General features: G+C 43.4%; 22 protein-coding genes and 1 pseudogene. 18 read left to right on the top strand and 5 right to left on the bottom strand.

Annotated elements, in window-relative coordinates:
• Nucleotides 1-330: 330 nt before the first annotated feature.
• Both HHK01_RS07720 and HHK01_RS07715 read left to right on the top strand, forming a co-directional pair.
• Nucleotides 331-522: pseudogene (locus HHK01_RS07720) on the top strand (IS5/IS1182 family transposase); the annotation flags it as partial.
• Between the two features lie 540 nt (nt 523-1,062).
• Nucleotides 1,063-2,379 (top strand): short-chain fatty acid transporter, encoded by a 1,317-nt coding sequence (locus tag HHK01_RS07715; protein WP_170007251.1) that lies wholly within the window; start codon nt 1,063-1,065, stop codon nt 2,377-2,379.
• A 99-nt stretch (nt 2,380-2,478) separates the two neighbouring features.
• Here HHK01_RS07715 and HHK01_RS07710 read toward each other — a convergent pair whose 3' ends face one another.
• On the bottom strand, nt 2,479-2,622 hold the full coding sequence (locus HHK01_RS07710; RefSeq protein ID WP_170007250.1) for a small acid-soluble spore protein P: 144 nt from the start codon (nt 2,620-2,622) through the stop codon (nt 2,479-2,481).
• 116 nt (nt 2,623-2,738) lie between these two features.
• Here HHK01_RS07710 and HHK01_RS07705 point away from each other — a divergent pair, with 116 nt between their 5' ends.
• A complete protein-coding gene (locus HHK01_RS07705) occupies nt 2,739-2,996 on the top strand; it encodes a hypothetical protein (protein ID WP_170007249.1) in 258 nt (85 codons plus the stop codon).
• A gap of 50 nt (nt 2,997-3,046) precedes the next feature.
• On the opposite strand, the gene sspO is transcribed toward HHK01_RS07705, so the two are convergent.
• Nucleotides 3,047-3,196 (bottom strand): small acid-soluble spore protein SspO, encoded by a 150-nt coding sequence (gene sspO, locus HHK01_RS07700; RefSeq protein ID WP_170007248.1) that lies wholly within the window; start codon nt 3,194-3,196, stop codon nt 3,047-3,049.
• A gap of 359 nt (nt 3,197-3,555) precedes the next feature.
• Here sspO and acnA point away from each other — a divergent pair, with 359 nt between their 5' ends.
• From acnA to HHK01_RS07660, 8 genes are all read left to right on the top strand, one after another.
• Nucleotides 3,556-6,267, top strand: a complete 2,712-nt coding sequence (gene acnA / locus HHK01_RS07695) for an aconitate hydratase AcnA (RefSeq protein ID WP_170007247.1) — start codon at nt 3,556-3,558, stop codon at nt 6,265-6,267.
• Nucleotides 6,268-6,847: 580 nt separating this feature from the next.
• Nucleotides 6,848-6,982: an FbpB family small basic protein gene (locus tag HHK01_RS07690; protein ID WP_170007246.1), complete on the top strand. Its 135-nt coding sequence runs from the start codon at nt 6,848-6,850 to the stop codon at nt 6,980-6,982.
• A gap of 67 nt (nt 6,983-7,049) precedes the next feature.
• Nucleotides 7,050-7,196: a small acid-soluble spore protein N gene (gene sspN, locus HHK01_RS07685; RefSeq protein ID WP_170007245.1), complete on the top strand. Its 147-nt coding sequence runs from the start codon at nt 7,050-7,052 to the stop codon at nt 7,194-7,196.
• A gap of 45 nt (nt 7,197-7,241) precedes the next feature.
• Complete coding sequence (gene tlp / locus HHK01_RS07680) at nt 7,242-7,478, top strand: small acid-soluble spore protein Tlp (RefSeq protein WP_170007244.1); 237 nt, start codon at nt 7,242-7,244, stop codon at nt 7,476-7,478.
• A gap of 125 nt (nt 7,479-7,603) precedes the next feature.
• Nucleotides 7,604-9,829, top strand: coding sequence for an AAA family ATPase (locus HHK01_RS07675; RefSeq protein ID WP_170007243.1), 2,226 nt, complete (start codon nt 7,604-7,606; stop codon nt 9,827-9,829).
• 20 nt (nt 9,830-9,849) lie between these two features.
• Nucleotides 9,850-10,275: an acyl-CoA thioesterase gene (locus HHK01_RS07670; protein ID WP_170007242.1), complete on the top strand. Its 426-nt coding sequence runs from the start codon at nt 9,850-9,852 to the stop codon at nt 10,273-10,275.
• 4 nt (nt 10,276-10,279) lie between these two features.
• Nucleotides 10,280-10,600, top strand: coding sequence for a hypothetical protein (locus tag HHK01_RS07665; protein ID WP_170007241.1), 321 nt, complete (start codon nt 10,280-10,282; stop codon nt 10,598-10,600).
• A 31-nt stretch (nt 10,601-10,631) separates the two neighbouring features.
• Complete coding sequence (locus tag HHK01_RS07660; protein WP_170007240.1) at nt 10,632-10,874, top strand: hypothetical protein; 243 nt, start codon at nt 10,632-10,634, stop codon at nt 10,872-10,874.
• A gap of 322 nt (nt 10,875-11,196) precedes the next feature.
• Here the strand turns inward: HHK01_RS07660 and HHK01_RS07655 are convergent, their stop codons facing one another.
• Nucleotides 11,197-12,312 (bottom strand): ATP-binding protein, encoded by a 1,116-nt coding sequence (locus HHK01_RS07655; protein WP_170007239.1) that lies wholly within the window; start codon nt 12,310-12,312, stop codon nt 11,197-11,199.
• Between the two features lie 244 nt (nt 12,313-12,556).
• Between HHK01_RS07655 and HHK01_RS07650 the strand changes: the two genes are divergently transcribed.
• A complete protein-coding gene (locus HHK01_RS07650) occupies nt 12,557-13,000 on the top strand; it encodes a FixH family protein (RefSeq protein WP_170007238.1) in 444 nt (147 codons plus the stop codon).
• A gap of 355 nt (nt 13,001-13,355) precedes the next feature.
• On the opposite strand, the gene plsY is transcribed toward HHK01_RS07650, so the two are convergent.
• Together plsY and HHK01_RS07640 are read right to left on the bottom strand one after the other, a co-directional pair.
• A complete protein-coding gene (gene plsY / locus HHK01_RS07645; RefSeq protein WP_170007237.1) occupies nt 13,356-13,940 on the bottom strand; it encodes a glycerol-3-phosphate 1-O-acyltransferase PlsY in 585 nt (194 codons plus the stop codon).
• Between the two features lie 308 nt (nt 13,941-14,248).
• Nucleotides 14,249-14,533, bottom strand: coding sequence for a DUF6809 family protein (locus tag HHK01_RS07640; protein WP_170007236.1), 285 nt, complete (start codon nt 14,531-14,533; stop codon nt 14,249-14,251).
• Between the two features lie 121 nt (nt 14,534-14,654).
• Here HHK01_RS07640 and HHK01_RS07635 point away from each other — a divergent pair, with 121 nt between their 5' ends.
• The 6 genes from HHK01_RS07635 (at nt 14,655) to HHK01_RS07610 (ending at nt 22,402) form a co-directional block, all read left to right on the top strand.
• Nucleotides 14,655-15,032, top strand: coding sequence for a helix-turn-helix domain-containing protein (locus tag HHK01_RS07635; RefSeq protein ID WP_170007235.1), 378 nt, complete (start codon nt 14,655-14,657; stop codon nt 15,030-15,032).
• A gap of 112 nt (nt 15,033-15,144) precedes the next feature.
• Nucleotides 15,145-16,443 carry a purine/pyrimidine permease gene (locus HHK01_RS07630; RefSeq protein WP_170007234.1) on the top strand — a complete coding sequence of 433 codons (1,299 nt, stop codon included), beginning with the start codon at nt 15,145-15,147 and terminating at the stop codon, nt 16,441-16,443.
• Nucleotides 16,444-16,660: 217 nt separating this feature from the next.
• Complete coding sequence (locus HHK01_RS07625) at nt 16,661-17,086, top strand: CoA-binding protein (RefSeq protein WP_170007233.1); 426 nt, start codon at nt 16,661-16,663, stop codon at nt 17,084-17,086.
• Nucleotides 17,087-17,154: 68 nt separating this feature from the next.
• Entirely contained in the window at nt 17,155-19,134 is a 1,980-nt protein-coding gene (gene parE / locus HHK01_RS07620) for a DNA topoisomerase IV subunit B (RefSeq protein WP_170007232.1), read from the top strand.
• On the top strand, nt 19,131-21,563 hold the full coding sequence (gene parC / locus HHK01_RS07615; RefSeq protein ID WP_170007231.1) for a DNA topoisomerase IV subunit A: 2,433 nt from the start codon (nt 19,131-19,133) through the stop codon (nt 21,561-21,563). Before parE ends, parC begins: the two co-directional genes overlap by 4 nt.
• A gap of 59 nt (nt 21,564-21,622) precedes the next feature.
• Complete coding sequence (locus HHK01_RS07610) at nt 21,623-22,402, top strand: hypothetical protein (RefSeq protein WP_170007230.1); 780 nt, start codon at nt 21,623-21,625, stop codon at nt 22,400-22,402.
• The last annotated feature ends 9 nt before the right edge of the window (nt 22,403-22,411 follow it).

Raw genomic sequence — 22,411 nt, 5'->3', positions numbered from 1 at the left:
TCTTACGATTTTATGCGTAAGTGGTCCTTTTTTTTGTTGGCTGTTTTCTAAAAGGTTTTGCTTTATTTGAGCAGTTTTATTGCACAACAGCTGTATGATACGACGTAATGCAAATTAATATTGCTAAATATCGCTCCGGGAAATACATTTCGCTGGTTTTGAACTTACATTGCACAAAGAAAATGCTGAGTGCATTTTCAAGGATTCCATGTGTATTTCCTTACTAGTATTGAACTTATTACCTCAACCTTCTGAAAAGTTTGTATTGTACACTCCAGATGCCGTTCAATGGGTACTTGAATTTTTCAGAAACAAAGAGGCACCCATACTTTTGAAGCCCGTGATCAGGCACCGCCAAAAGAAGAAAAGCCCAAAACTGAACCTAAAAAATGCGGACGCAAACTGAAAGCAGAACGTGAGCAGTGGCTAGTTGAACAAGCTGAAAAAGAAGCCACTCTTCCCCTCTTAGAAAAGATGATCAAAGCTCAACTAGATGCATCTATAGGCTGTGTTCATGCTCAATCTTAATTTCTAAACCGTTGATTGGAGCGAAAGGCGGCGACTCCTGCGGGAAAAGCGTGGCCAGGTGAGATCCCACAGGAGCGGAGCGACGAGGAGGCTCACGGCCCGCCCGCGGAAAGCGTCCGCCTGTAGCGGAAATCAACATCCCAGTTCAACGGCTAAAAATCAAAAATTTAAAGCAACTACTATTCTGCTACTCATTGTTTTTTAAGATAGTGATTTATGAAATTGATTCAAATATTAAGCTCAATACTAGCGGAGGAAATACACGTAGACTCCTGTGGGAAAGCGAAGTGTATTTCCGCAGCGGTATTCTAGCAGTTTCTTCATTACGCCGCATCATGGGTTAACTGTTTAGTAAAAACAACAAAGAATATGAAAACAGCCTTTTTGTTTTAGATTTTACAAACCTGGGATGCTCTAGGTATCTGTTGACTTCGACAAAATTCGGGTCGTACCAGTTCCGAGTTTTGTACATGTTCAGGTGGGGGCGTGCATAAAGTGGAATGAAGGCGTTTTCTTTAGTAGGAGGGAGATAGGTTGAGACGTTTGACAGCTTTTTCGAATGTGTTGATGCAGCGTTATTTGCCGGATCCATTTGTGTTTGTACTAATCTTAACGTTTGTTGTATTTATAGGGGCTTTACTCGTGACACCGTCTTCTCCTTTAGAAATTGTTCAATATTGGGGAGATGGTTTTTGGAGTCTATTGGCATTCGGTATGCAAATGGTGCTCGTACTCGTGACTGGGTTTGTGTTGGCGAGTACACCACTTGTTAAAAAGGGACTTGGTAAGATGGCTTCATGGAGTAAGTCAGCTCCTTCTGCTATTTTGCTCGTCACGATCGTATCTTTAGTTGCTAGCTGGGTAAACTGGGGTTTCGGGCTAGTGATCGGGGCCTTATTTGCTAAAGAGTTAGCGAAGCGTGTGCCTAAAGTAGACTATCCACTACTCATCGCCAGTGCTTACAGTGGTTTTGTGATTTGGCATGCAGGTTTTTCTGGATCCATCCCGTTGACAATTGCTACGGAAGGGCACTTTGCTGAAAATCTGATCGGGTTGATTCCAACTAGTGAGACGATTTTTGCCTCATACAATCTAATTATCTTGGCAGTTTTATTCTTTTTAATTCCCCTTTTAAATGTTTGGATGCTTCCGAAAGAAAAGGATCGTGTCATTGTAGACACTGCTAAGTTAACCTCTTCATCAGCTCCTAGTCCGAGTGAGCTTAGCAAAAGAACACCAGCAGAACGGCTGGAATGGAGTCCATGGCTCTCAATCATTGCAGGAGCACTGGGGCTCATTTATTTATCCATTTATTTTGTGGACGACGGCTCACTAAACTTAAATATTGTAAACTTTTTGTTCCTTATTTTAGGTCTACTGCTACACTTTAGACCGATGTCGTTTTTGCATTCCGTACAAGAAGCGGTGAAAGGAGCAGGTGGCATTATCGTTCAGTTTCCTTTCTATGCTGGTATCATGGGGATCATGACGTCTTCTGGTTTAGCTGTATGGCTGTCTGAAGTGTTTGTATCTATTTCAAACGAAACGACATTTTATATGTTCGCTTTTTTTTCAGCGGGTATTGTGAACTTTTTCGTTCCTTCTGGTGGAGGACAGTGGGCTGTGCAAGCCCCTATTATGCTTGAGGCAGCTTTGCAAATGAACGCAGATGTCGCTAAAACGTCCATGGCTGTGGCTTGGGGTGACGCGTGGACAAATATGATTCAACCTTTTTGGGCGTTGCCAGCTTTAGCGATAGCGGGGTTACGCGCAAAGGATATTATGGGGTATTGTGTCGTCATTTTAATGGGTAGTGGCATCGTAATTTCGTTAGGATTGCTACTGTTATAAGCAAGGAATATAAGCAGGGAGGCTGACCGACTTATTTAGGTCAGCCTTCCGCTTTTCACTGTATAGCCTCGGGCGGGAAAACATACACTTGGAACTTTTCTACATGTCGTGGTGACTGTTGTGTTTTTGTCGTTTCTGTTGATGGATTTTCACTTTATGGGAGCCGCTTAATGGTTCGGGTTGTCCTGGCTGAGCGTCTTTTGGTTGGTTTTTACGTATGTCTTTTCCGTCATTTTTGTTCATGGGTATCATCCCTCCTCATTTTTAACGTGCTCTTAGTGCTTAGAGTGTATGTGTTACATATTTTGCCCTTATAGTGCAGAAGCTACTGGCAGATTAATGAAGGGAGGATGCTTTTGATGGCGTATCATATGGACAAACAGGAAGCGTTCCAACACGCACAAAAAGGAACGAAAGAAGCGGTAGATGCGGCAACCGATATTTTACGGGATAGCTCCAGTTACGGCCACCAACTAGCCCATTTGAAAGAAGAGGTTATGGAGGCGCACCAACAAATTAACAATGCACTAGGAGTTGCTTCTGAGCACCAAAAAGAACAACTTCAACAGATGCAAAGTGATTTACAAAAGCTCATTCAACAAGCGGAGTTTGAATAGTAGAAAGTTGGAAAGGACTCGCCTAAGACTGAGCGAGTCCTTTGTTATGGTTACTGGTTTGTTTTTCGTTTTTTATTGAACATGCGTTCTTGTGTTGTTAGAGGTTCATTGGCTAACTCTTCATTATATCCTGCGCCTTTCCCTTGAGCTTTCGCAGCATTGGCTCCAGGGCGTACGTGGTTGGCTTTCCGTTTTGACATGTGACCATCACCTCCTTGTGCTAGTATGTCTCAATTTGCACAACGATACGTTCGTTACGATTTTCCAACTGGCGATGTTTGACGGATAAGATTCTTGATGGACAAATCATAGCATTTGGGTAAAGACACTAAATTGGTGGACGAACCATGATGTATGATCGACTAAATCTCGCATTTGATGGACAACCCGTCGCATTTAACGGATAAACAAGCAATGACTCCCATTCGATAAGCACACCTTATGGAAAACGATAACTTTCTCGTTATTTACTTATCATACAGGTTGTATTACGATAGGAACTGTGGAAAATGCATTCAGTTTGAACCAATGTAGAGACTGTCAAAGAGGGGGAAATAAAATGGCAACTCATGATGCATGGAACGCACGGACTTCTTTTGAACTCGGGGGCAAGAATTATTATTACTATGCGCTCTCTCAGTTAGAAAAAGCAGGCGTTGCGAACATTTCAAAGCTACCGTACTCTATTCGGGTACTACTAGAAAGCGTACTCCGTCAAGTAGACGGCCGTGTCATTACAAAAGAGCATGTTGAAAATTTAGCAAAATGGGGCACTAGTGAACAAAAAGACTTGGACGTTCCATTTAAACCATCACGCGTTATTTTACAGGACTTCACAGGGGTTCCTGCGGTGGTTGACCTAGCATCACTTCGTAAAGCAATGGCAGATATGGGTGGAGACCCTGATCAAATCAACCCAGAAATTCCAGTAGATTTGGTTATTGACCACTCTGTTCAAGTGGACAAAGCGGGAACTGCAGACGCTTTGCAAGTGAATATGGACCTTGAGTTCCAACGAAATGCTGAACGTTACCAGTTCTTGAGCTGGGCGAAAAAAGCGTTTGACAACTATCGTGCGGTTCCACCAGCAACAGGAATTGTTCACCAAGTAAACTTAGAGTACTTGGCGAATGTCGTACACGCTGTTGAAGATGCAAACGGTGAAATAGTTGCTTACCCAGATACACTCGTTGGTACAGATTCTCATACAACGATGATCAACGGAATCGGTGTTCTTGGTTGGGGTGTAGGTGGTATCGAAGCGGAGGCAGGAATGCTCGGACAACCTTCCTACTTCCCCGTTCCTGAAGTAGTCGGGGTTCGCCTTACTGGTGAACTTCCAAACGGAGCAACGGCAACAGATTTAGCATTAAAGGTAACACAAGTACTTCGTCAAAAAGGTGTTGTTGGAAAGTTTGTTGAGTTCTTTGGACCTGGTGTACCGAATTTACCGCTTGCAGACCGTGCGACAATTGCCAACATGGCGCCTGAATACGGAGCAACGTGTGGCTTCTTCCCAGTAGACGATGAAGCATTGAATTACATGCGTCTTACAGGGCGTGACGAAGAACAAATTGCCCTTGTAGCAACTTACTGTAAAGAAAATAACCTCTTCTTCTCACCAGATGAAGAGCCGAATTACACAGCTGTTGTCGACGTTGACTTAACAGCAATCGAAGCAAACCTTTCTGGACCAAAACGTCCACAAGACTTGATCCCACTTTCAAATATGCAAAAGTCGTTCACTAACGCACTGACTGCACCGTCTGGAAACCAAGGATTCGGTCTTGAAAAAGAAGAAATTGAAAAATCTGTAGACGTGACATTGCAAGATGGCCGTGAGACAACGATGAAAACGGGTGCTATCGCGATTGCAGCGATCACAAGTTGTACAAATACGTCTAACCCATACGTGATGCTGGGTGCTGGACTTGTAGCGAAAAAAGCTGCGGAAAAAGGCATGGAAGTTCCTGCGTACGTGAAAACTTCACTCGCGCCAGGATCAAAGGTTGTAACAGGGTACCTTCGTGACTCCGGACTTCTTCCGCACCTTGAGCAGCTTGGTTTTAACCTCGTTGGTTACGGCTGTACGACATGTATCGGTAACTCTGGTCCACTTGCAGATGAGATTGAAGAAGCGATTTCTTCTTCTGACTTGCTCGTTTCTAGCGTGCTAAGCGGAAACCGTAACTTTGAAGGACGAATCCACCCACTAGTGAAGGCAAACTACTTGGCTTCTCCGCCACTCGTTGTTGCGTACGCATTAGCTGGAACTGTTGATATTGACCTTCAAAACGAACCAATCGGAAAAGACAAGGACGGGAATGATGTCTTCTTTGCTGACATTTGGCCGACAAGAGATGAAATTCAAGAAGTTGTTCGTAACACGGTAACACCAGAATTGTTCCGTGCTGAGTATGGGCGCGTGTTCGACGATAACGAGCGTTGGAACGAAATTCAGACGAGCAGTGAACCACTATACAGCTGGGATGACTCTTCTACGTATATTCAAAACCCGCCGTTCTTTGAAGGGTTAACAAAAGACATTAAGGACGTTGAGCCTCTTACTAATTTGCGTGTTGTCGGTAAATTTGGCGACTCTGTGACGACAGACCATATCTCTCCAGCAGGGGCAATTGGTAAAGATACACCAGCAGGTAAATACTTGCGTGACAATGACGTAGCGATTCGCGACTTCAACTCGTACGGATCTCGTCGTGGTAACCACGAAGTGATGATGCGTGGTACGTTTGCCAACATTCGCATTCGTAACCAAATCGCACCTGGTACAGAAGGTGGGCTTACAACACACTGGCCAACAGGCGACGTGATGTCAATATATGATGCGTGTATGAAATACCAACAAGCTGGTACAGGGCTTGCTGTACTCGCAGGGAAAGACTACGGAATGGGCTCTTCTCGTGACTGGGCTGCTAAAGGAACGAATCTCCTTGGTATTAAAACAGTGATCGCGGAAAGCTACGAGCGTATTCACCGCTCAAACCTCGTGTTAATGGGTGTACTCCCTCTTCAATTCAAAGAAGGAGAAAATGCCGAATCACTCGGACTTACCGGTGAAGAAGCGTTACACGTAGAGATCGGTGAAGACGTCAAACCACGTGACATCGTGAAAGTAACTGCTACAGCTGGAAACGGCGTGAAGAAGGAATTTGAAGTACTCGTCCGTTTTGACTCTGAAGTAGAAATTGACTACTACCGTCACGGCGGTATTTTGCAAATGGTTCTTCGTAACAAATTGCATAACGCTTAAGAAACAAAGGCCACCTTTTTTCCTTAGTGAAGAAAGGTGGCCTTTTTTTATGGACTAAAGCGTGAAATCCGTAGCTTAAGCTGGGAATTCTGGATGTCCCGGAGGATTAACGCTCTTATCCTGGGAATAACGCTCTTAAAACTGGATTAGCGCTCTTATCCCGGGATTAGCGCTCTTAAAACTGGATTAACGCTCTTATCCCGGGATTAGCGCTCTTAAAACCGGATTAGCGCTCTTATCCCGGGATTAACGCTCTTAAAACCGGATTAGCGCTCTTATCCCAGGATTAACGCTCTTAAAACCGGATTAGCGCTCTTATCCCGGGATTAACGCTCTTAAAACCGGATTAGCGCTCTTAAAACTGGATTAACGCTCTTAAAACCGGATTAGCGCTCTTAAAACTGGATTAACGCTCTTAAAACCGGATTAGCGCTCTTATCCCAGGATTAACGCTCTATTAGTTTTGGACACTGACCAACCGCCTTCCGCTTTTCTGTTTAAGTTTTCTTAAAGTTGTCATAATTGCAAGCGTTATTGTCCATACTACGTGGTATAGTATACATAAGGCAGGTGAAGGACTTTGAGAAGAACTCAAAAACGTACATTTGCGGAGCTTGTTTCAGAAAACAAGCAGGAATTGCTTAAAGATTCAGAAGCAATTCAACGTATTGAAGAGCGTCTTGAAGAAAAGTATGCAATGAAAGCAGTAAAATAAATCCAGATCCCTGCTCGCATAGTAAACCGTTTTTTTACGGAAGCTACTTTGTGAGGGGGGATTTTTTATGTCAAATCCAAAAAGAAGTTCTAAACACCGACTTGGAGAAAATCATCTTGGTATTTCGTCTAGAGGTTTTTCAGGGAACAAAGGGAAACAGATGAATTCTAAAGCTCGAGGTCACGCACAAGTTATGCAAACAAAAGGGGAGTAGTCCTCGCACATCGCGATACATTACAATATTGGAGGTGGACTCTACATGTTTATGGATAAACCAAATCCGGACGACCGTTCCGATAACGTTGAAAATTTACAGTCTGCTGTCCAGCATACGATCGAAAACATGGAGAAAGCCGAAGAGACGCTTGAATTCTCAACAGGGGAAGAAAAACAAGCAATTCAGCAAAAAAATGAGCGCCGCCGTGAAAGTATTGATGCAATGCGCAGTGAAATTAAGGATGAAGCTGCTTACCAACAACAACAAGGAAAGCAGTAGACTAGATGACCAGAAACATTTTGTTTCTGGTCATTTTCTATTTTCGTGGAATAATGCGGGATAGTACAGGTTGTACAGTTTGTTATGATAAAATATACAGGACAATACAGAACGGAAGAGGATATATGGTCGAAAGAAACTTACAACAACAATGGCAAAGACTACAGTATGAGCAAGAGTTAACGTTTAGAGAGAGGGCTGATCTATATGCAAACATCGGTCAAGCTCTAGAGGAAGAAGGGTATACTGATCGCTATGTGCTGCTCTGGATGGAGGCGGCTTTACGGGAAGACTCTACCCAGGAAGATGCGCGTTCTTTCTTAATTGAGCATGGACTACGACGAATGAGTGACGTGTTTGAAGGAGTAGAATTTCCTCCAATTCGTGAAACAGATCCAAGACAAACGAAGCAAAAGCGTGCATCCCACTACATACATAGTGCCGAAAAACTAATTGAACAAGCGCAAGGGGAAATAACGCGTCTTGAACAACAGTTACACATGGCTCTTGCAGCAGGAAATAAATCGACAGCAGATGAAATCAAGAAGCATCTTACTTTGCTTAACGGTACTGTACAACAAGCTCGGGCGCTCATTACTTCTGCCAGTGAATTTCAAAATTCTTTAACGGGTATTTTTCATACTTCAAGTGTGTACGAAGAGATGGTTGAATTGATTCGATCCATTGAACAAGCTAAACAAACGTGGGACGAGCAAATTCCACCGAGTCCTGCTTCAACTAGCGCACCACCAATGGAAGAGCTTGAAGGGATGATTGGTCTTTCTCAAATTAAGAGTAAGGTAAAGCAAATGGTCACGTTTCTTTCACTTTCGAAAAAACGTGAAGAATTTGGGTTCCGTCGCAAAGATCCATTAAATTTGCATATGATTTTGACCGGTAACCCTGGGACGGGAAAAACGACATTGGCGCGACTTTTAGCTCGTATCTATCACGAATTAGGTTTGCTTGCGAGGCCTGATGTGTTTGAAGTGGATCGTTCGCAGCTTGTTGGAGCGTACGTTGGTCAAACAGAAGAGAATGTACGGGAAGTGGTCGATAGGTCTCTCGGAGGCATTTTGTTTATTGATGAGGCATACAGCTTAAAGCGTGACGGCCAATCTGGTCAGGACTATGGTCAAACTGCGATTGATACACTCGTTTCTCTTATGACGAGCTCAGAATATGAAGGCCGATTTGCAGTCATATTAGCAGGATATACAGAAGAAATGCGTGATTTTCTGGATGCAAATCCAGGTTTACGTAGCCGCTTTCCTACTTCCAATCAACTTCATCTTCCAGACTACACAACAAATGAACTTGTTGAGATTGCAGAAAGTGTTGCTTTGGACAACGATTATGTCCTAACACCAAGAGCTATCAAAGCTTTTGAAGAGCGCATGGAAACGGAGCGAGTTGACGAAACTTTCGGGAATGCGCGCACAGCGAAAACCGTCGTATTAGATGCAATGTTCCAAAAGTTAGCTACCGCTACCGCTGACTCGACTTTGTTATCATTTGCTCTACTAGATGATGAAGATTTTGTTATGCCGAAAAAGGGTGAAGAAATCTTGTCAGGGCTAGAGGATCTCATTGGCTTACAAGAGGTGAAACAAGAACTAGAAAAACTAGCTTCCTTCGTCCAAGTGCAAAAAATTCGTCAAAAAGCTGACCAGCCAACAGTGCCGATTCAACTCCACAGTGTGTTCACAGGAAGCCCCGGAACAGGGAAAACAACCGTCGCCAAACGGTTTGCGAAGCTTCTTCATGAGTGTGGTCTTCTAAAGAGGGGCCATCTTGTCGTAAAAAGTCGTGCCGATTTAGTGGCTGGTTACGTAGGACAGACTGCGAGCAAAACACGAAAGGCGATCCATCAAGCATTAGGCGGTGTTTTATTTATTGATGAGGCGTATAGTTTGCATGCAGCGTCCAGGGACGACTTTGGCAAAGAGGCGATCGATACGCTCGTAGATGAAATGAGCAAGCACGGGGAAAATATTGTCATCATTTTGGCAGGATACGAAAAGGAAATGGATGAACTACTAGATAGCAACCCCGGTTTACGATCTAGGTTCAAAAAATTTTTCCACTTCCCTAATTACACACCTGAAGAATTACTTGAGATGTTTAGCACGACAGCACAAAACTACGGCTACACAATTGAGCAGCGTGCGAGTCAGTGGCTGCTTACGCAATTTCAGCGCAAACAGCTTTCCGGTAATGGACGAATGGTTGTAAACTTATTGTTTGATGCGATTCAACTTCAGACAGTACGTATCGCAAGTGAGGACCCGTTGCAATCCACGCTTCTTTCGTCGGATGTTGAAGCAGCATTTCAAAAGTGGAACGACTAACAAAGTAAGGAGGAATCAATGTGGTAACGAGTGAAACAAAAATCGTTGTTCGTTATGCGGAAACAGATCAGATGGGAGTCGTGTATCACGCTAACTATCTTGTCTGGATGGAAATGGGACGAACTGCCCTCATTGAGAATTTAGGGTTTCGCTATGCGCATATGGAAGAGGAAGGCGTACTCGCTCCTGTAACACAGGTCAACGTAGGCTATAAACAACCTGTACGCTATGGACAAACTGTGTCTGTAAAAACGTGGATCGCTTCCTATAATGGGTTACGGGTGACGTATGGTTATGAAATCTATGATGAAGAAACACTATATGCAAAAGGAACAACCGAGCATGTTTGTGTGCAGAAAAGTACGTTTCGGCCCATTTCACTAAAAAAAACGTTCCCAGACTGGCACGCTGCCTACGAACGAGCCGCTAGACGAGAAGGGGAGTAAGCAAGTGGCCTTCGGAATTTCAAAACAAGAATTAGCTTTATGGAAAGAGGCTGTTCGCGAAGGAAGGCTCGCTTTTCTTACCCATTACTGGTATGACGAACGCTTTCCAGACCATGATACAGTTACCAAAGTAAGCTGTCATTCGGAAGAAGTATTAGCAAAGTGGGGGAATCTGCATGGATTGGAGGACAGGTGGATAGACCGAAGAAAAGATGGTTATCCGCATTTTGATTTACTTGGGAACTTTCAAAAAGATATTTTACAAAAGGAATTTGAAATTGATTCTCCCCAATTAGGTGTGTTGGTAAAAAGAATCAATTTGTAGGAACATTCTCTTATAAAAAGGAGCTATTAGCATGAAGAATGGACTTTCTGTCTATGGTCTATTTTTGTTCATAAGTATAGTGGGCATGAGCTTTTTGCAATTAGATACTATGGAAGAACGGATAGAAGTAATCCTTTTCGGAGGTGCTGTCATCGTTCTTCTATTCGTCTTGCTTGCTTTATTTCAGAAAAGACCGCAAATCTTTATTGGAACAATGTTTGTTCTAGCGCTCACCAGTGTCGTTGTCATTTTTTTATATCCCATATTGTTTTAACGCTCTTACCCTGGGTTTAACGCTCATAAACCCGGATTATCGCTCTTATCCTGGGTTTAACGCTCATAAACCTGGTTTAACGCTCTTATCCCGGGATTAACGCTCTTATCCCGGGATTATCGCTCATAAACCTGGTTTAACGCTCTTATCCCGGGATTATCGCTCTTATATCAGCAGATGGATTCCTTTCTGCTAATGGACGTCTATCAGTTGTTAATTCAATAGCTGATTTTCTGTGATTTAACTCCTATATGAATCGCATTTCCAGCTTGCAATTAAACACGTCAAAAAACCAAGCCTCTTCATAAAAAGAGTACTTGGTTTACGTCATTGGAGGGTTGTATAGTGGGAGCTGTATATGAAAAGTTGTGCCCTTACCGAGTTGGCTCTCCGCTCGAATCGTACCGTTATGCTCCTTAATAATCTTCTTACACACGCTTAACCCAATCCCCGTTCCTTTTTCTTTCGTAGAATAGAAGGGAATAAATAAGTTTTCGATGGTTTCAGGTGACATACCAGGTCCATTATCTTCTATTGAGATCGTGACCCGCTCTCGGTCGGAATGCGTTGTCAATCTGATAAAGGTATCTTTTGCATTTGACAATTCTGCAGCTTCGATGGCGTTTTTTATAATATTGACGAGTACTTGTTTCATTTGCATTGTATCTAAAGTAACAAGAGGCTCATTCTTTTCTGGTATGTAGGAAATGTTGATATTGCGTAAGATCGCCTCACTCTCATAGAGAAGCGCAACATCTTGTAATACTTTTGTTAGGTGTACCGTTTCTTTCTTATGTCGCTGTGGTTTTGCCGAGTTTAAAAATTCGTAAATAATGTCGTTCGCCCGATTAATTTCATCTAATGCAACGTTTGCGTATTGCTCTTTTCCAATATCAACTAAGTATGGTTTTAACAGCTGTATAAACCCTTTGACGGTCGTAAGTGGATTACGGATTTCATGAGCAATACTGGCAGCAAGTTTCCCGACAGACGTAAGTTGATCGTGATCCATTGCTACATCTTGAAGTTCCTTAAGAGACTTTTCTAGCTTCACCTTCTTGTCCAGAAGGCTCACGTTTAAATTAAACAACTGTGTTTCTAAGCTCCGAATAATCTCCTGTACCTTTTCTATTTCCCGCTCTTTATTAAACAAAAATAAATGAACACGATCTTGCTTTTCATGTAACGTATACACATCATAGAGCGAGTGCCGGTTATTTATAGAACGCAACAGAAGTTCTATCGGTGTGGTAGATGGTTTTTCCAAAATAAATTGCTTTGCTTTTCGATAGCTTCCTACGTCAACCAATTCTAAAAAGTTTGTAGTTTTTGGGAACTCGTCCATAGCAGACTTTGATGCAGCTAATACATCGAATTGATCCGATATGTAAAAGTGCGGGAAAGGTAATTGAGAGAGCTGTTCAGCTACTAATTGCATGGCGTCCCTTCCTTTATGGTGATTCAAAACCAACCTTCATTCTATCATTATTGTAACATATTTCCGCAGTGTTGAAAGTTTTCGCATTTACGTGATTTGGGAAAAAGTTCGACAAGTTTTGCTCACAGATAGTACCCGATGAGGTCTGTATAATTTTCCAGTACTTTGCACAAAATTTTTACATAGGTGTTGGCAATGTGAAACGGGCTTAAGCTTATTATGTAGAGAGGATGTATGAAAAAGAATGAAGAGACAATACATACTCTACGTGTTCCTTCTTGTTTTATTAGCTGCTTGTGGTGTAAAGGATGACGAAGATGTAAAGGGTAAATCCAGTGATACACTCGTTCCTGTTGACGTGCAAATTATTGCGGAAAAAGGGATGCTGAATAAGGAAGTCTTGTTAGGCGCGCACGTAACTATGGGAGAAGAAAATATTAGTGACGCCGCTGAAGTCATTTTTGAAGTTTGGAAAGTGGGGATGAAAGAGGAAAGCAAAATGCTCCCAGCCACTGCAACCGAAGACGGAATGTACGAGGTAAAACATACGTTCACAGAAAAAGGGGAATATGTAGTTCAATCCCACGTGACCGCTCGGGACATGCATGTTATGCCTAAAAAAACCATTCGTATTGGTGATGTCGAACCAACTTCACAACAAGATGCGAGTGCAGGAGGAGAGTTATGATCACAAGTCTGGGTGTCTCCAGAACATGATAGCTGAATCATAAAAAGCTTTCCAGCATAATTGCTGGAAAGCTTTTTATGATCACAGGCAAGCCGCTTCCGCTTTTCTTTGTCTAGCTCCAGGCGGTAGGGGACCGCACTCGTTTGTGCCCCTCCGAGAAAGTCTGAAGAGCGACTTTCCCTCCGGTTCACAGACGAGCGGGTTCCCCTGACCAACCGCCTTCCGCTTTTCTTTGTCTAGCTGCAGCGGCTAGGGCACCGCGCGTCATTTCGTCCCCTCCGTGAAAGTTAAAGAACAACTTTCTCTACGGCGCCGAGATGAGCGGGTTGCCCTAAGCAAGCCGCTTCCGCTTTTCTTATCCCATCCATTTTATTTTTGGTTCTTCTCTTTTGAAAATTCGTATTAGGTTGGTGCGGTGGCGTATGATGACGAATGCTGTTAATAGGGAGACGACAAGAAGAAATGGTCCGTCCCCTAAAAATGATGCATAGATCACGCCGATGACTCCTGCTACCATGGAAGATAGCGATACGTATTTGGTTAAGTAGAGAGAAGCAAAAAAAGATGCTATTAGGAGTACGAAAATCAACGGATCGTACATGAGTAAGACGCCAGCAGATGTAGCGACTGCTTTTCCACCACGAAACCCTGCAAAGATAGGGAAGCTATGTCCGATCACAGCAAACATCCCTGCTAGTAGTGGATGAAGCCCAACATCAAACCAAAAGGCTAGTGCCGTAGCGAGTGTACCTTTTAAAATGTCAGAAATCGTGACAGCAAAACCCGCTTTTTTTCCAAGTGTTCGAAATGTATTCGTTCCTCCAAGATTCCCGCTACCGTGCTCCCGAATGTCTATTTTATAAAACACTTTCCCCACGATTAAGCCTGAGGGGATGGAACCGAGCAGATATGCAGCGATTGCAAGAATAACAACTTCCACAAGCGTGACCCCTTTACGTTCATCTACTAGTTGTGTACTTTTGTGTCATTTCTAATGGATAAGTGGCATGAAAGCATGCGTACACATTCATAATGGCTTTACTAGTATACCATGAGAAGGGGCTAATCTGAGAGAGTGAATTTTTAAAATCATTTTTTTCAATATTCCAATCGTGAAAATTTTCGGTCAAAGGTGAGTTGTGTGTTTCTATTTAACGGCTACAGAACGTTTGGCTACTCTCACTCTTTAGTAAATATTTTGTATCCACCATTTGAAGAAACGTGGTACGATAAGGGAGAGACTCATTTTTATGAACGTTCTGGAGAGGTTTGATGAACAGTATGTACAAGTTGCATACCGTCTGTGAATCCAAGTTCATAAATTCGTTCTTGTTCTTCGGTGTGTTCTTGGTGGTACATATCTTGAAGGTGTTGAAGGAGTTTTTGTTGCTCTTCAGACATTTGGCTAGCAAGTTTTGTTATCGTCTCTTCTATATGTAATTGTCTTTTCTGTTGTTCACTGCTCGGTAAATTGCGAATTGTTTCCAGCCGTTCAAATACAAATTGTTGAAATTGACGATGAAACGAAGACATGATTAGACCACCCCTTTTGCAAACGTCTGTTTTTATTCTGATACTGAATATAATATACTTTTTATTACTTTTTAGCATACAATGATTCGTGCATTTTGTAAAATGGAAATGAGGGTCGTCGATGAATCACGAACAAGTAGGGGCTTTTATTCGGAAATTGCGCAAAGAAGAAGGGGTAAACTCGATTGATTTCGCTCGCAGGCTCGGTATTTCTCAACCGAAGCTTTCTCGTGTGGAAACTGGTTTGCAAGCCATTCCAGTGGAGTTGCTTGCGCGGATATGCGAATTGTTAAATACTGATGTGAGTTCCTTTTTTCGTAAGATTGAAGAAAGCGAACGTGCGCTTTCTTTTGTGCAAGAACAAACGCGAGGTTATGAGGAGAAGGTAGTGGAGGGTGTACTGGAAGAGGAATGTATGAGACTGTTGTCCAATTTAACGAACGATCAAAAGCAAGCAATATACGTATTGCTTTCATCTATGCAAAATTCCTCTATTTAATTTATTCCTAAAAAAATAACACCTCTCGACAGGATAGAGTCTTCTCTTTTAATTCGGGAGGAAGCTGCCCGCTCCTACTTACCTCTTCGGTATTGAAAGGAAGTGAATGATATTGAACAACTTCATTTCCTCTATTCAGTGGCTTTTTTTCATTCTTGCCTCTTCCATCGTAGCACCTTTATCTATTGCTGATTTGTATGGTCTGACAGCAGGCGACACAACGCTATTTTTACAGCGAACGTTATGGGTACTTGGTATTGCGGGGATACTTCAAGTTGTTTTCGGACACAAGCTCCCGATAAGTGAAGGGCCTGCTGGGCTATGGTGGGGAATCTTTGTTGTATATGCTAGTTTGACCGGGACAATTTACGTATCTTCTACCGAAGCATTGCAGGCGATGGAAGGTGCTTTTCTCATAGCGGGGATCACGTTTATTCTCATTAGTTTATTTAGCGGTTTCACAAAAATCCTCCCTCTTTTCACTCCTTTTGTTACAGGGGTTTACCTTTTGCTACTTGTGCTCAGTTTGGGACAAACCTTCGTACAAGGAATGTTCGGATTTGATGTGAACGATGGTCGGGTTCATTTCGGTGTGCTTGGAGTCAGTATTTTCGTTGTCGTACTCACCTTTTTTCTGTCAAAGGTTTCTTATAAGTGGATTGGTTCTTACGCAATTTTGTGGAGTTTATTGGTGGGCTGGGGTGTGTATGCGTTATTTTCGTTACCCCAAGAGGAAACAGTAGCGTCCTCCGCGTCGTTCTCTTTTCCGCAAGTATTTGCTTTTGGAATGCCTACCTGGGATGCGAGTACAGTGATGACAAGCGTTTTTGTTACACTGCTACTCATGGCCAACACGCTAGCTAGCATCCGTGTGATGGAAGGGGTACTTAATCAAGGAGGAACACCTTCAGCTCCTGTTCATTACAAGCAAACGGGAATCGTTGCCGGCGTGAATCACCTTTTCAGTGGCTTGTTCGCTGCAGTCGGACCCGTTCCGATCGCTGGCGCGGCAGGGTTTGTCAAAGAAACAGGTCATGCGAAAAAAACACCATTCATTTTGGCAAACGTGTGGGTTGTTTTCATCGCTTCTGTACCCGCCTTGTTAACCTTTGTTAGCGGACTACCTCTAGCCATTGGATACAGTGTGACTCTCTATATATTCCTTGGCATGTTTATTTTGGCAGTCAATTCCATTAGCACAGGCTGTACAGAATCCTATCACTCTGTCACGTTGGCCATTGCTGTTGTTGCTTCAGTGGCTTCGTTTTCCTTTCCTGTAAATGCATTTTTAGAATTACCACCTTTCCTTGTTGCCTTTTTTCAGAACGGTATTTTAGTGGGAACGATGATTGCGCTTGTCGGGGAACAGTGTGGACGACTAGTAAAAAAGAAAGAGAAAATGAGGGAATAGGAACTTTGGAAAACAGGGCCTCCGAATTGTTGTAGACGATCGCATGTCTAAATTGTATAAATATTTAGTCGCTTGGAGGTGATTCATATACACGGCAATAGATTTTTGGTATATTTATCATATAGAAATGGGGGAGGGGAAGGAGCGACACGATACGTTCCTTCTCTCTTTTTGTCTTAGGACCGTTTTAAAAATGAGGGAGAAAGGATGAATGATCATGAGTGTTGAGCACCCTTCTAGAGATACATTGAAAAAGTGGCTAGAGGAAGCTAAGACGATCGCAGTTGTTGGGTTAAGTAATAATCCAAACCGTACTTCGTATCAAATAGCTGTTGCTATGGAGCAAGCGGGGTATACAATTGTACCGGTAAATCCAAACATTTCGGACTGGCAAGGAAAGAAAGCGTTCGCGTCCCTTGATGAGGTAGATATTGACATTGATATTGTAAATGTGTTCCGTCGCTCTGTTTTTGTAAAAGACCTCTTAGAACCTTTTCTTCGCATAGGAGCCAAAACATTTTGGACGCAACTTGGTGTTCAAGATGAGTATGTATATAAGCAGTTGACCGAAAAAGGTGTTCAAGTCGTTATGGACCGTTGTATAAAAGTAGAGCAGGCTATCACAGGCGCTACACCCAAGTGAAGTAAAGACTATCCATAAAACTTGTGGTACGATAAGTGTGCGTTTTTTTCGGGAAAGGGGAAGTAACATTGTCAGTACAGCACACGCAATATAATGATGAATCCATTCAAGTGTTGGAGGGACTCGAAGCTGTCAGGAAACGTCCTGGAATGTACATAGGCTCAACAGATGTTCGAGGTCTTCACCATTTAATTTATGAGATTGTCGACAATTCCGTGGACGAAGCACTCGGAGGATTTGGAGACAAAATAGAAGTCATTTTAGAGAGAGACGGCAGTGTGAAGGTAAGCGATGAGGGCCGTGGGATGCCTGTTGGGATGCACAAATCAGGTAAACCAACCCCAGAAGTGATCTTTACCGTCCTTCACGCCGGAGGAAAGTTTGGACAAGGCGGCTATAAAACGAGCGGAGGTTTGCACGGAGTTGGTGCAAGTGTCGTCAATGCACTAAGCGAATGGGTTGTTGTGACCATTGCAAGAGACGGCTCACTGTATGAGCAAACGTTTCGTGACGGAGGAAAGCCAGCCACTTCTTTAGATAAAAAGGGCCCCACACGTAAAAAAGGGACAACTGTCCACTTTAAACCAGACCCATCCATATTCTCTAATACAAAATTTCAATACGACCTCATTAAAGAACGATTGCAAGAATCTGCATTTTTACTTAAAGGACTTACGATGCGTCTCGTAGACAAGCGTGGAGAAGAACCGAAAGAGGACGTTTTTTGCTATGAAAGCGGTATCGAAGCTTTTGTAGAATACATGAATGAGGAGCGAGATGTCCTGCACCCCGTTGTTAGCTTTGAAGGGGAAGAACATAGCATCGAAGTAGAGGTTGCTTTTCAATTTCATGATGGTTACTCGGAAAGCATGCTTTCGTTTGTTAACAACGTTAGAACAAAGGACGGCGGATCACATGAAATCGGTGCGAAAACAGCCATCACACGAGCGTTCAATGAATATGCTCGCAAAGTAAATTTGCTGAAAGAAAAAGATAAAAACCTTGAAGGCACCGACATTCGTGAGGGTCTCGTCGTGATCGTCTCCGTACGAATTCCCGAGGCACTGCTACAATTTGAAGGGCAAACGAAAGGCAAACTAGGAACGAGTGAAGCACGCTCCGCCGTTGATTCCGTCTTGTCTACTCAATTAAGTTATTTTCTTGAAGAGAATGCCGAATTGAGTACAACGCTTGTAAAAAAAGCGATTAAGGCATTCCAAGCAAGAGAAGCGGCACGAAAAGCACGTGAAGAGGCTCGATCCGGGAAAAAGAAAAAACGAAGCGAAGCCGTTTTGTCTGGAAAATTAACACCAGCTCAGTCGCGCAATCCACAAAAAAACGAATTATATTTAGTAGAGGGCGACTCCGCCGGTGGCTCTGCTAAGCAAGGACGTGATCGCCGCTTCCAAGCGATTTTGCCCTTACGTGGAAAGGTCATCAATACGGAAAAGGCAAAATTACAAGACATTATGAAAAACGAAGAAATCAATACGATTATCCATGCAATTGGTGCGGGTGTCGGACCAGAGTTTAGCGTTGAAGATTCAAATTACGATAAAGTAATCATTATGACCGACGCAGATACCGATGGCGCCCACATTCAAGTCCTTTTACTTACCTTTTTTTATCGTTATATGAAGCCCCTTCTCGAAGCTGGAAAAGTATTCATTGCCCTTCCTCCTTTGTATAAAATCTCCAAAGGGAAAGGAAAGTCCGAGAAGATTTTGTATGCGTGGACAGATGAGGAATTAGATCGATTAATAAAGGAATGGAAGAACGGCTATATGATTCAACGGTATAAAGGACTTGGGGAAATGAATGCAGATCAGCTGTGGGAGACGACGATGGACCCAGAATCTCGCACGATCATTCGCGTTCGTATTGATGATGCGGCAAGGGCTGAGCGAAGAATCACCACGTTGATGGGAGATAAAGTAGAACCGCGTCGCAAATGGATTGAATCGAACGTGGCCTTCGGGTTAGAGGAAGATGTTAGCATTCTAGAATCAGATCAAGTAACACCGGTTCATAAGGAGCGAGTGGAATGACAGCAGAAGGGATTCAAGAACTTCCATTAGAAGAAGTACTCGGAGACCGCTTTGGTCGATACAGTAAATACATCATTCAAGAACGGGCGCTTCCTGATGTCAGAGATGGTTTGAAGCCCGTACAACGTCGTATTTTATACGCCATGCATGAGGATTCTAATACACATGATAAGGCGTTCCGAAAAGCCGCTAAAACGGTCGGGAACGTCATTGGTAATTATCACCCCCATGGAGATACGAGCGTATATGACGCCATGGTACGTATGAGCCAAACGTGGAAAATGCGTGATCCGCTCATTGAAATGCATGGGAATAATGGGAGTATCGACGGCGATCCACCAGCTGCGATGCGGTATACGGAAGCACGAACAAGTCATCTCGCTTCTCAGATGCTTGCAGATATCGAAAAGAAAACAGTCGATTTTGTCATGAACTTTGATGATACATCGGAAGAGCCGACCGTTTTACCTTCTCGATTTCCGAATCTGCTCGTAAACGGATCAACGGGGATCTCTGCAGGTTACGCGACAGATATCCCACCGCACAACCTAGGTGAGGTCATTGACGCAGTAATTATGCGTATGAAACAGGCAAACTGCAGCGTTGATGAGCTATTGACCGTTCTACAAGGTCCTGATTTCCCAACAGGGGGGATTATTCAAGGGGTCGATCAGCTAAAAAAGGCGTATGAAACGGGCAAAGGAAAAATCGTTGTACGCGGAAAAGCAACAGTAGAACCCATTCGTGGCGGACGAGAACAAATTGTTATTACCGAAATTCCTTTTGAAATTAACAAAGCGAACCTCGTCAAAAAAATGGACGAATTCCGTTTGGATAGAAAAGTAGAAGGCATTTCTGAAGTGCGGGATGAGACAGACCGAACCGGTTTACGGATCGTGATCGAATTGAAAAAAGAAGCAGATAGTGAAGGCGTCCTGCACTATCTCTTTAAAAATACCGACCTACAAATTACGTACAGCTTTAATATGGTAGCTATCCACCACCGACGTCCGATGTTGATGAGTTTGCCTTCAATGCTAGATGCGTACATTGCGCATCAAAAAGACGTCGTAACGCGTCGAACGGCGTATGATGCGCAAAGAGCGAAGGAACGGGCGCACATTGTTGAAGGGCTCATTAAAGCCGTTTCTATTTTAGATGAGGTTATCGCAACCATTCGTGCTTCAAAAGATAAACGCAATGCGAAAGAACGTTTAATAGCGGCGTATGATTTCACTGAAATTCAAGCAGAAGCGATTGTCATGCTCCAGCTCTATCGACTCACAAACACAGACATTACTTCTTTAGAAAACGAAGCGAGCGAGTTGCGAGAGAAGATTGTGGAGCTTGAGAGTATTTTAGCGAGTGAGGCTAGATTGGTAGCTGTTATTCAAAGTGAATTGAAGGCAGTAAAGAAACAATTTGCAACACCACGCCGTACAGAAATTGAAGAGCAAGTACAAACGTTAAAGATCGCAAAAGAAGTCGTCGTTGCTTCAGAAGACGTCATGGTCACGGTGTCAAAAGACGGCTACATCAAGCGAACAGGCCTTAGATCGTACGCAGCATCTGGGGGGAAGGAGCTCGCTTTAAAGGAAACAGACCGCCTTCTATATCAAGAAGAGCTCAACACGACAGATACACTGCTTCTCTTTACGAATCGAGGAAACTATTTGTATTGTCCAGTGCATACGTTGCCAGATATTCGCTGGAAAGACTTAGGTCAACACGTGTCACACCTCGTTCCGATTGAAAAGGAAGAGATGCTCGTAGGTGCGATTCCTGTCAAAGACTTCAAGCAAGATGCGAGCCTCGTTTTCTTTACGAAACACGGTATGGTAAAGCGTACGGAGCTAATGAACTACGAGGCACAACGTTATTCGAAGCCACTTGTCGCCGTAAACGTAAAAGGTGACGATGAAGTGGTGGATGTGCATATGGCAAAAGGAAATGAAGACGTGTTTGTCGTTACGCAAAATGGATACGGTCTCTATTTTACACTCGAAGAAGTGAATAGTGTAGGTACACGGGCTGCTGGTGTAAAGGCGATTAATTTGAAGGATGGCGACCTCGTTGTCACCGGAGCTTTGTTACAACAAGAGACAACTGATTTTGTCGTTGTTGTTACTCAACGAGCATCAAGCAAAAAAATGCGTCTCACGGAATTTGAAAAGACATCGCGTGCTAAGCGGGGTGTCCTCATGCTCCGTGAACTGAAGGCGAACCCTCATCGGATCGTCAAAGCTTTGTTCCCGCAACTAGATGAAAAGGTCGAGGTCGTCTTTGGAAATGGCAATACCGGGACGATTGATCCAAGTCAACTTCGCTGGAACGACCGCTATTCAAACGGTTCTTTCTTTGCAGATGAACATGAATACGGAGCCGTCGCTGAAGCTAGACTCGTGAAAAAGGAAGACCCTTTACCATAAATAATTTTACCTCCACTGGGAAACCTAACCTTAGCTTTTCCTAAAGTGGAGGTTTTTTTGTGAGAAAAGAAATACTTTTAGCCCTTGCCGCCTTCTTTTTTATGTCACTCCATGCATTAGCTGGAGCGTTTACGGAGCAACCCTTATTATCTGAAGCTGAGGGATCCCCTGGTACGGAACAAACAATTGACTCGAAGAAGATGGATGTTACAGGAGATGGAAAACAGGATCTCATTCAACTAGAAGGCTCACCTTACGAGCAGGGCAGTCCTTTTTATACGAATGTTTATTTAGCTGTGGAAACGAAAAAGGGGGCATTCCGGGTCGCGATTGATGATGGTTATGAACCGACGTTTGTTCTATTTGATGCCAATCACGATGGAGTAAAGGATATTTTTGTAACGATTAATACAGGGGGCAGTGGGGCGACCGTGAACAACCGTCTCGTGACCTTCGCAGGTGATAAGCAAAACCAATTAGGCGTGCCAAAACCATTGCCAGTCACTGGGGCATTTCAAGATAGCTATCAAATTGAAGTCACACTGGGGGGCAACGGCAAAACATACATGGTTAACGTACAAGATCGAAAGGCAGATTACGATCGTCTCGGTTTGTACGTGAACGGTAAGGTGAAAGAGGGAACGGGCATCATGGTCGATCCTTACAGCATTTTAGAACCTATTGCAGTAGAGGGGAAGGATGGATTCGGCTTAAAAGGGGTTCAACGGATTAGCGGCGCCTACCATGCAGATGGAATTGGCGATGTCACGTCTGTTTGGTATTACGAAAATGGAAAGTGGCAGCTCGTAAGCTCTCATTTTGAAGAACTTACCTCCTAGGTATTTGCA

Source organism: Bacillus fonticola, assembly GCF_012955605.1.
GTDB classification, from domain to species: domain Bacteria; phylum Bacillota; class Bacilli; order Bacillales; family JC228; genus Bacillus_CG; species Bacillus_CG fonticola.
This window is presented reverse-complemented; position numbering and strand designations above follow the sequence as displayed.

Coding starts and splice junctions, on each gene's coding strand:
- HHK01_RS07635 (WP_170007235.1), top strand. CDS start 14,655: ATGAATCACGAACAAGTAGGGGCTTTTATTCGGAAATTGCGCAAAGAA.
- HHK01_RS07675 (WP_170007243.1), top strand. CDS start 7,604: ATGGTCGAAAGAAACTTACAACAACAATGGCAAAGACTACAGTATGAG.
- HHK01_RS07660 (WP_170007240.1), top strand. CDS start 10,632: ATGAAGAATGGACTTTCTGTCTATGGTCTATTTTTGTTCATAAGTATA.
- sspO (WP_170007248.1), bottom strand. CDS start 3,196: ATGTCAAAACGGAAAGCCAACCACGTACGCCCTGGAGCCAATGCTGCG.
- HHK01_RS07710 (WP_170007250.1), bottom strand. CDS start 2,622: ATGAACAAAAATGACGGAAAAGACATACGTAAAAACCAACCAAAAGAC.
- sspN (WP_170007245.1), top strand. CDS start 7,050: ATGTCAAATCCAAAAAGAAGTTCTAAACACCGACTTGGAGAAAATCAT.
- acnA (WP_170007247.1), top strand. CDS start 3,556: ATGGCAACTCATGATGCATGGAACGCACGGACTTCTTTTGAACTCGGG.
- HHK01_RS07705 (WP_170007249.1), top strand. CDS start 2,739: ATGGCGTATCATATGGACAAACAGGAAGCGTTCCAACACGCACAAAAA.
- HHK01_RS07655 (WP_170007239.1), bottom strand. CDS start 12,312: ATGCAATTAGTAGCTGAACAGCTCTCTCAATTACCTTTCCCGCACTTT.
- HHK01_RS07650 (WP_170007238.1), top strand. CDS start 12,557: ATGAAGAGACAATACATACTCTACGTGTTCCTTCTTGTTTTATTAGCT.
- HHK01_RS07625 (WP_170007233.1), top strand. CDS start 16,661: ATGAGTGTTGAGCACCCTTCTAGAGATACATTGAAAAAGTGGCTAGAG.
- parC (WP_170007231.1), top strand. CDS start 19,131: ATGACAGCAGAAGGGATTCAAGAACTTCCATTAGAAGAAGTACTCGGA.
- tlp (WP_170007244.1), top strand. CDS start 7,242: ATGTTTATGGATAAACCAAATCCGGACGACCGTTCCGATAACGTTGAA.
- HHK01_RS07640 (WP_170007236.1), bottom strand. CDS start 14,533: ATGTCTTCGTTTCATCGTCAATTTCAACAATTTGTATTTGAACGGCTG.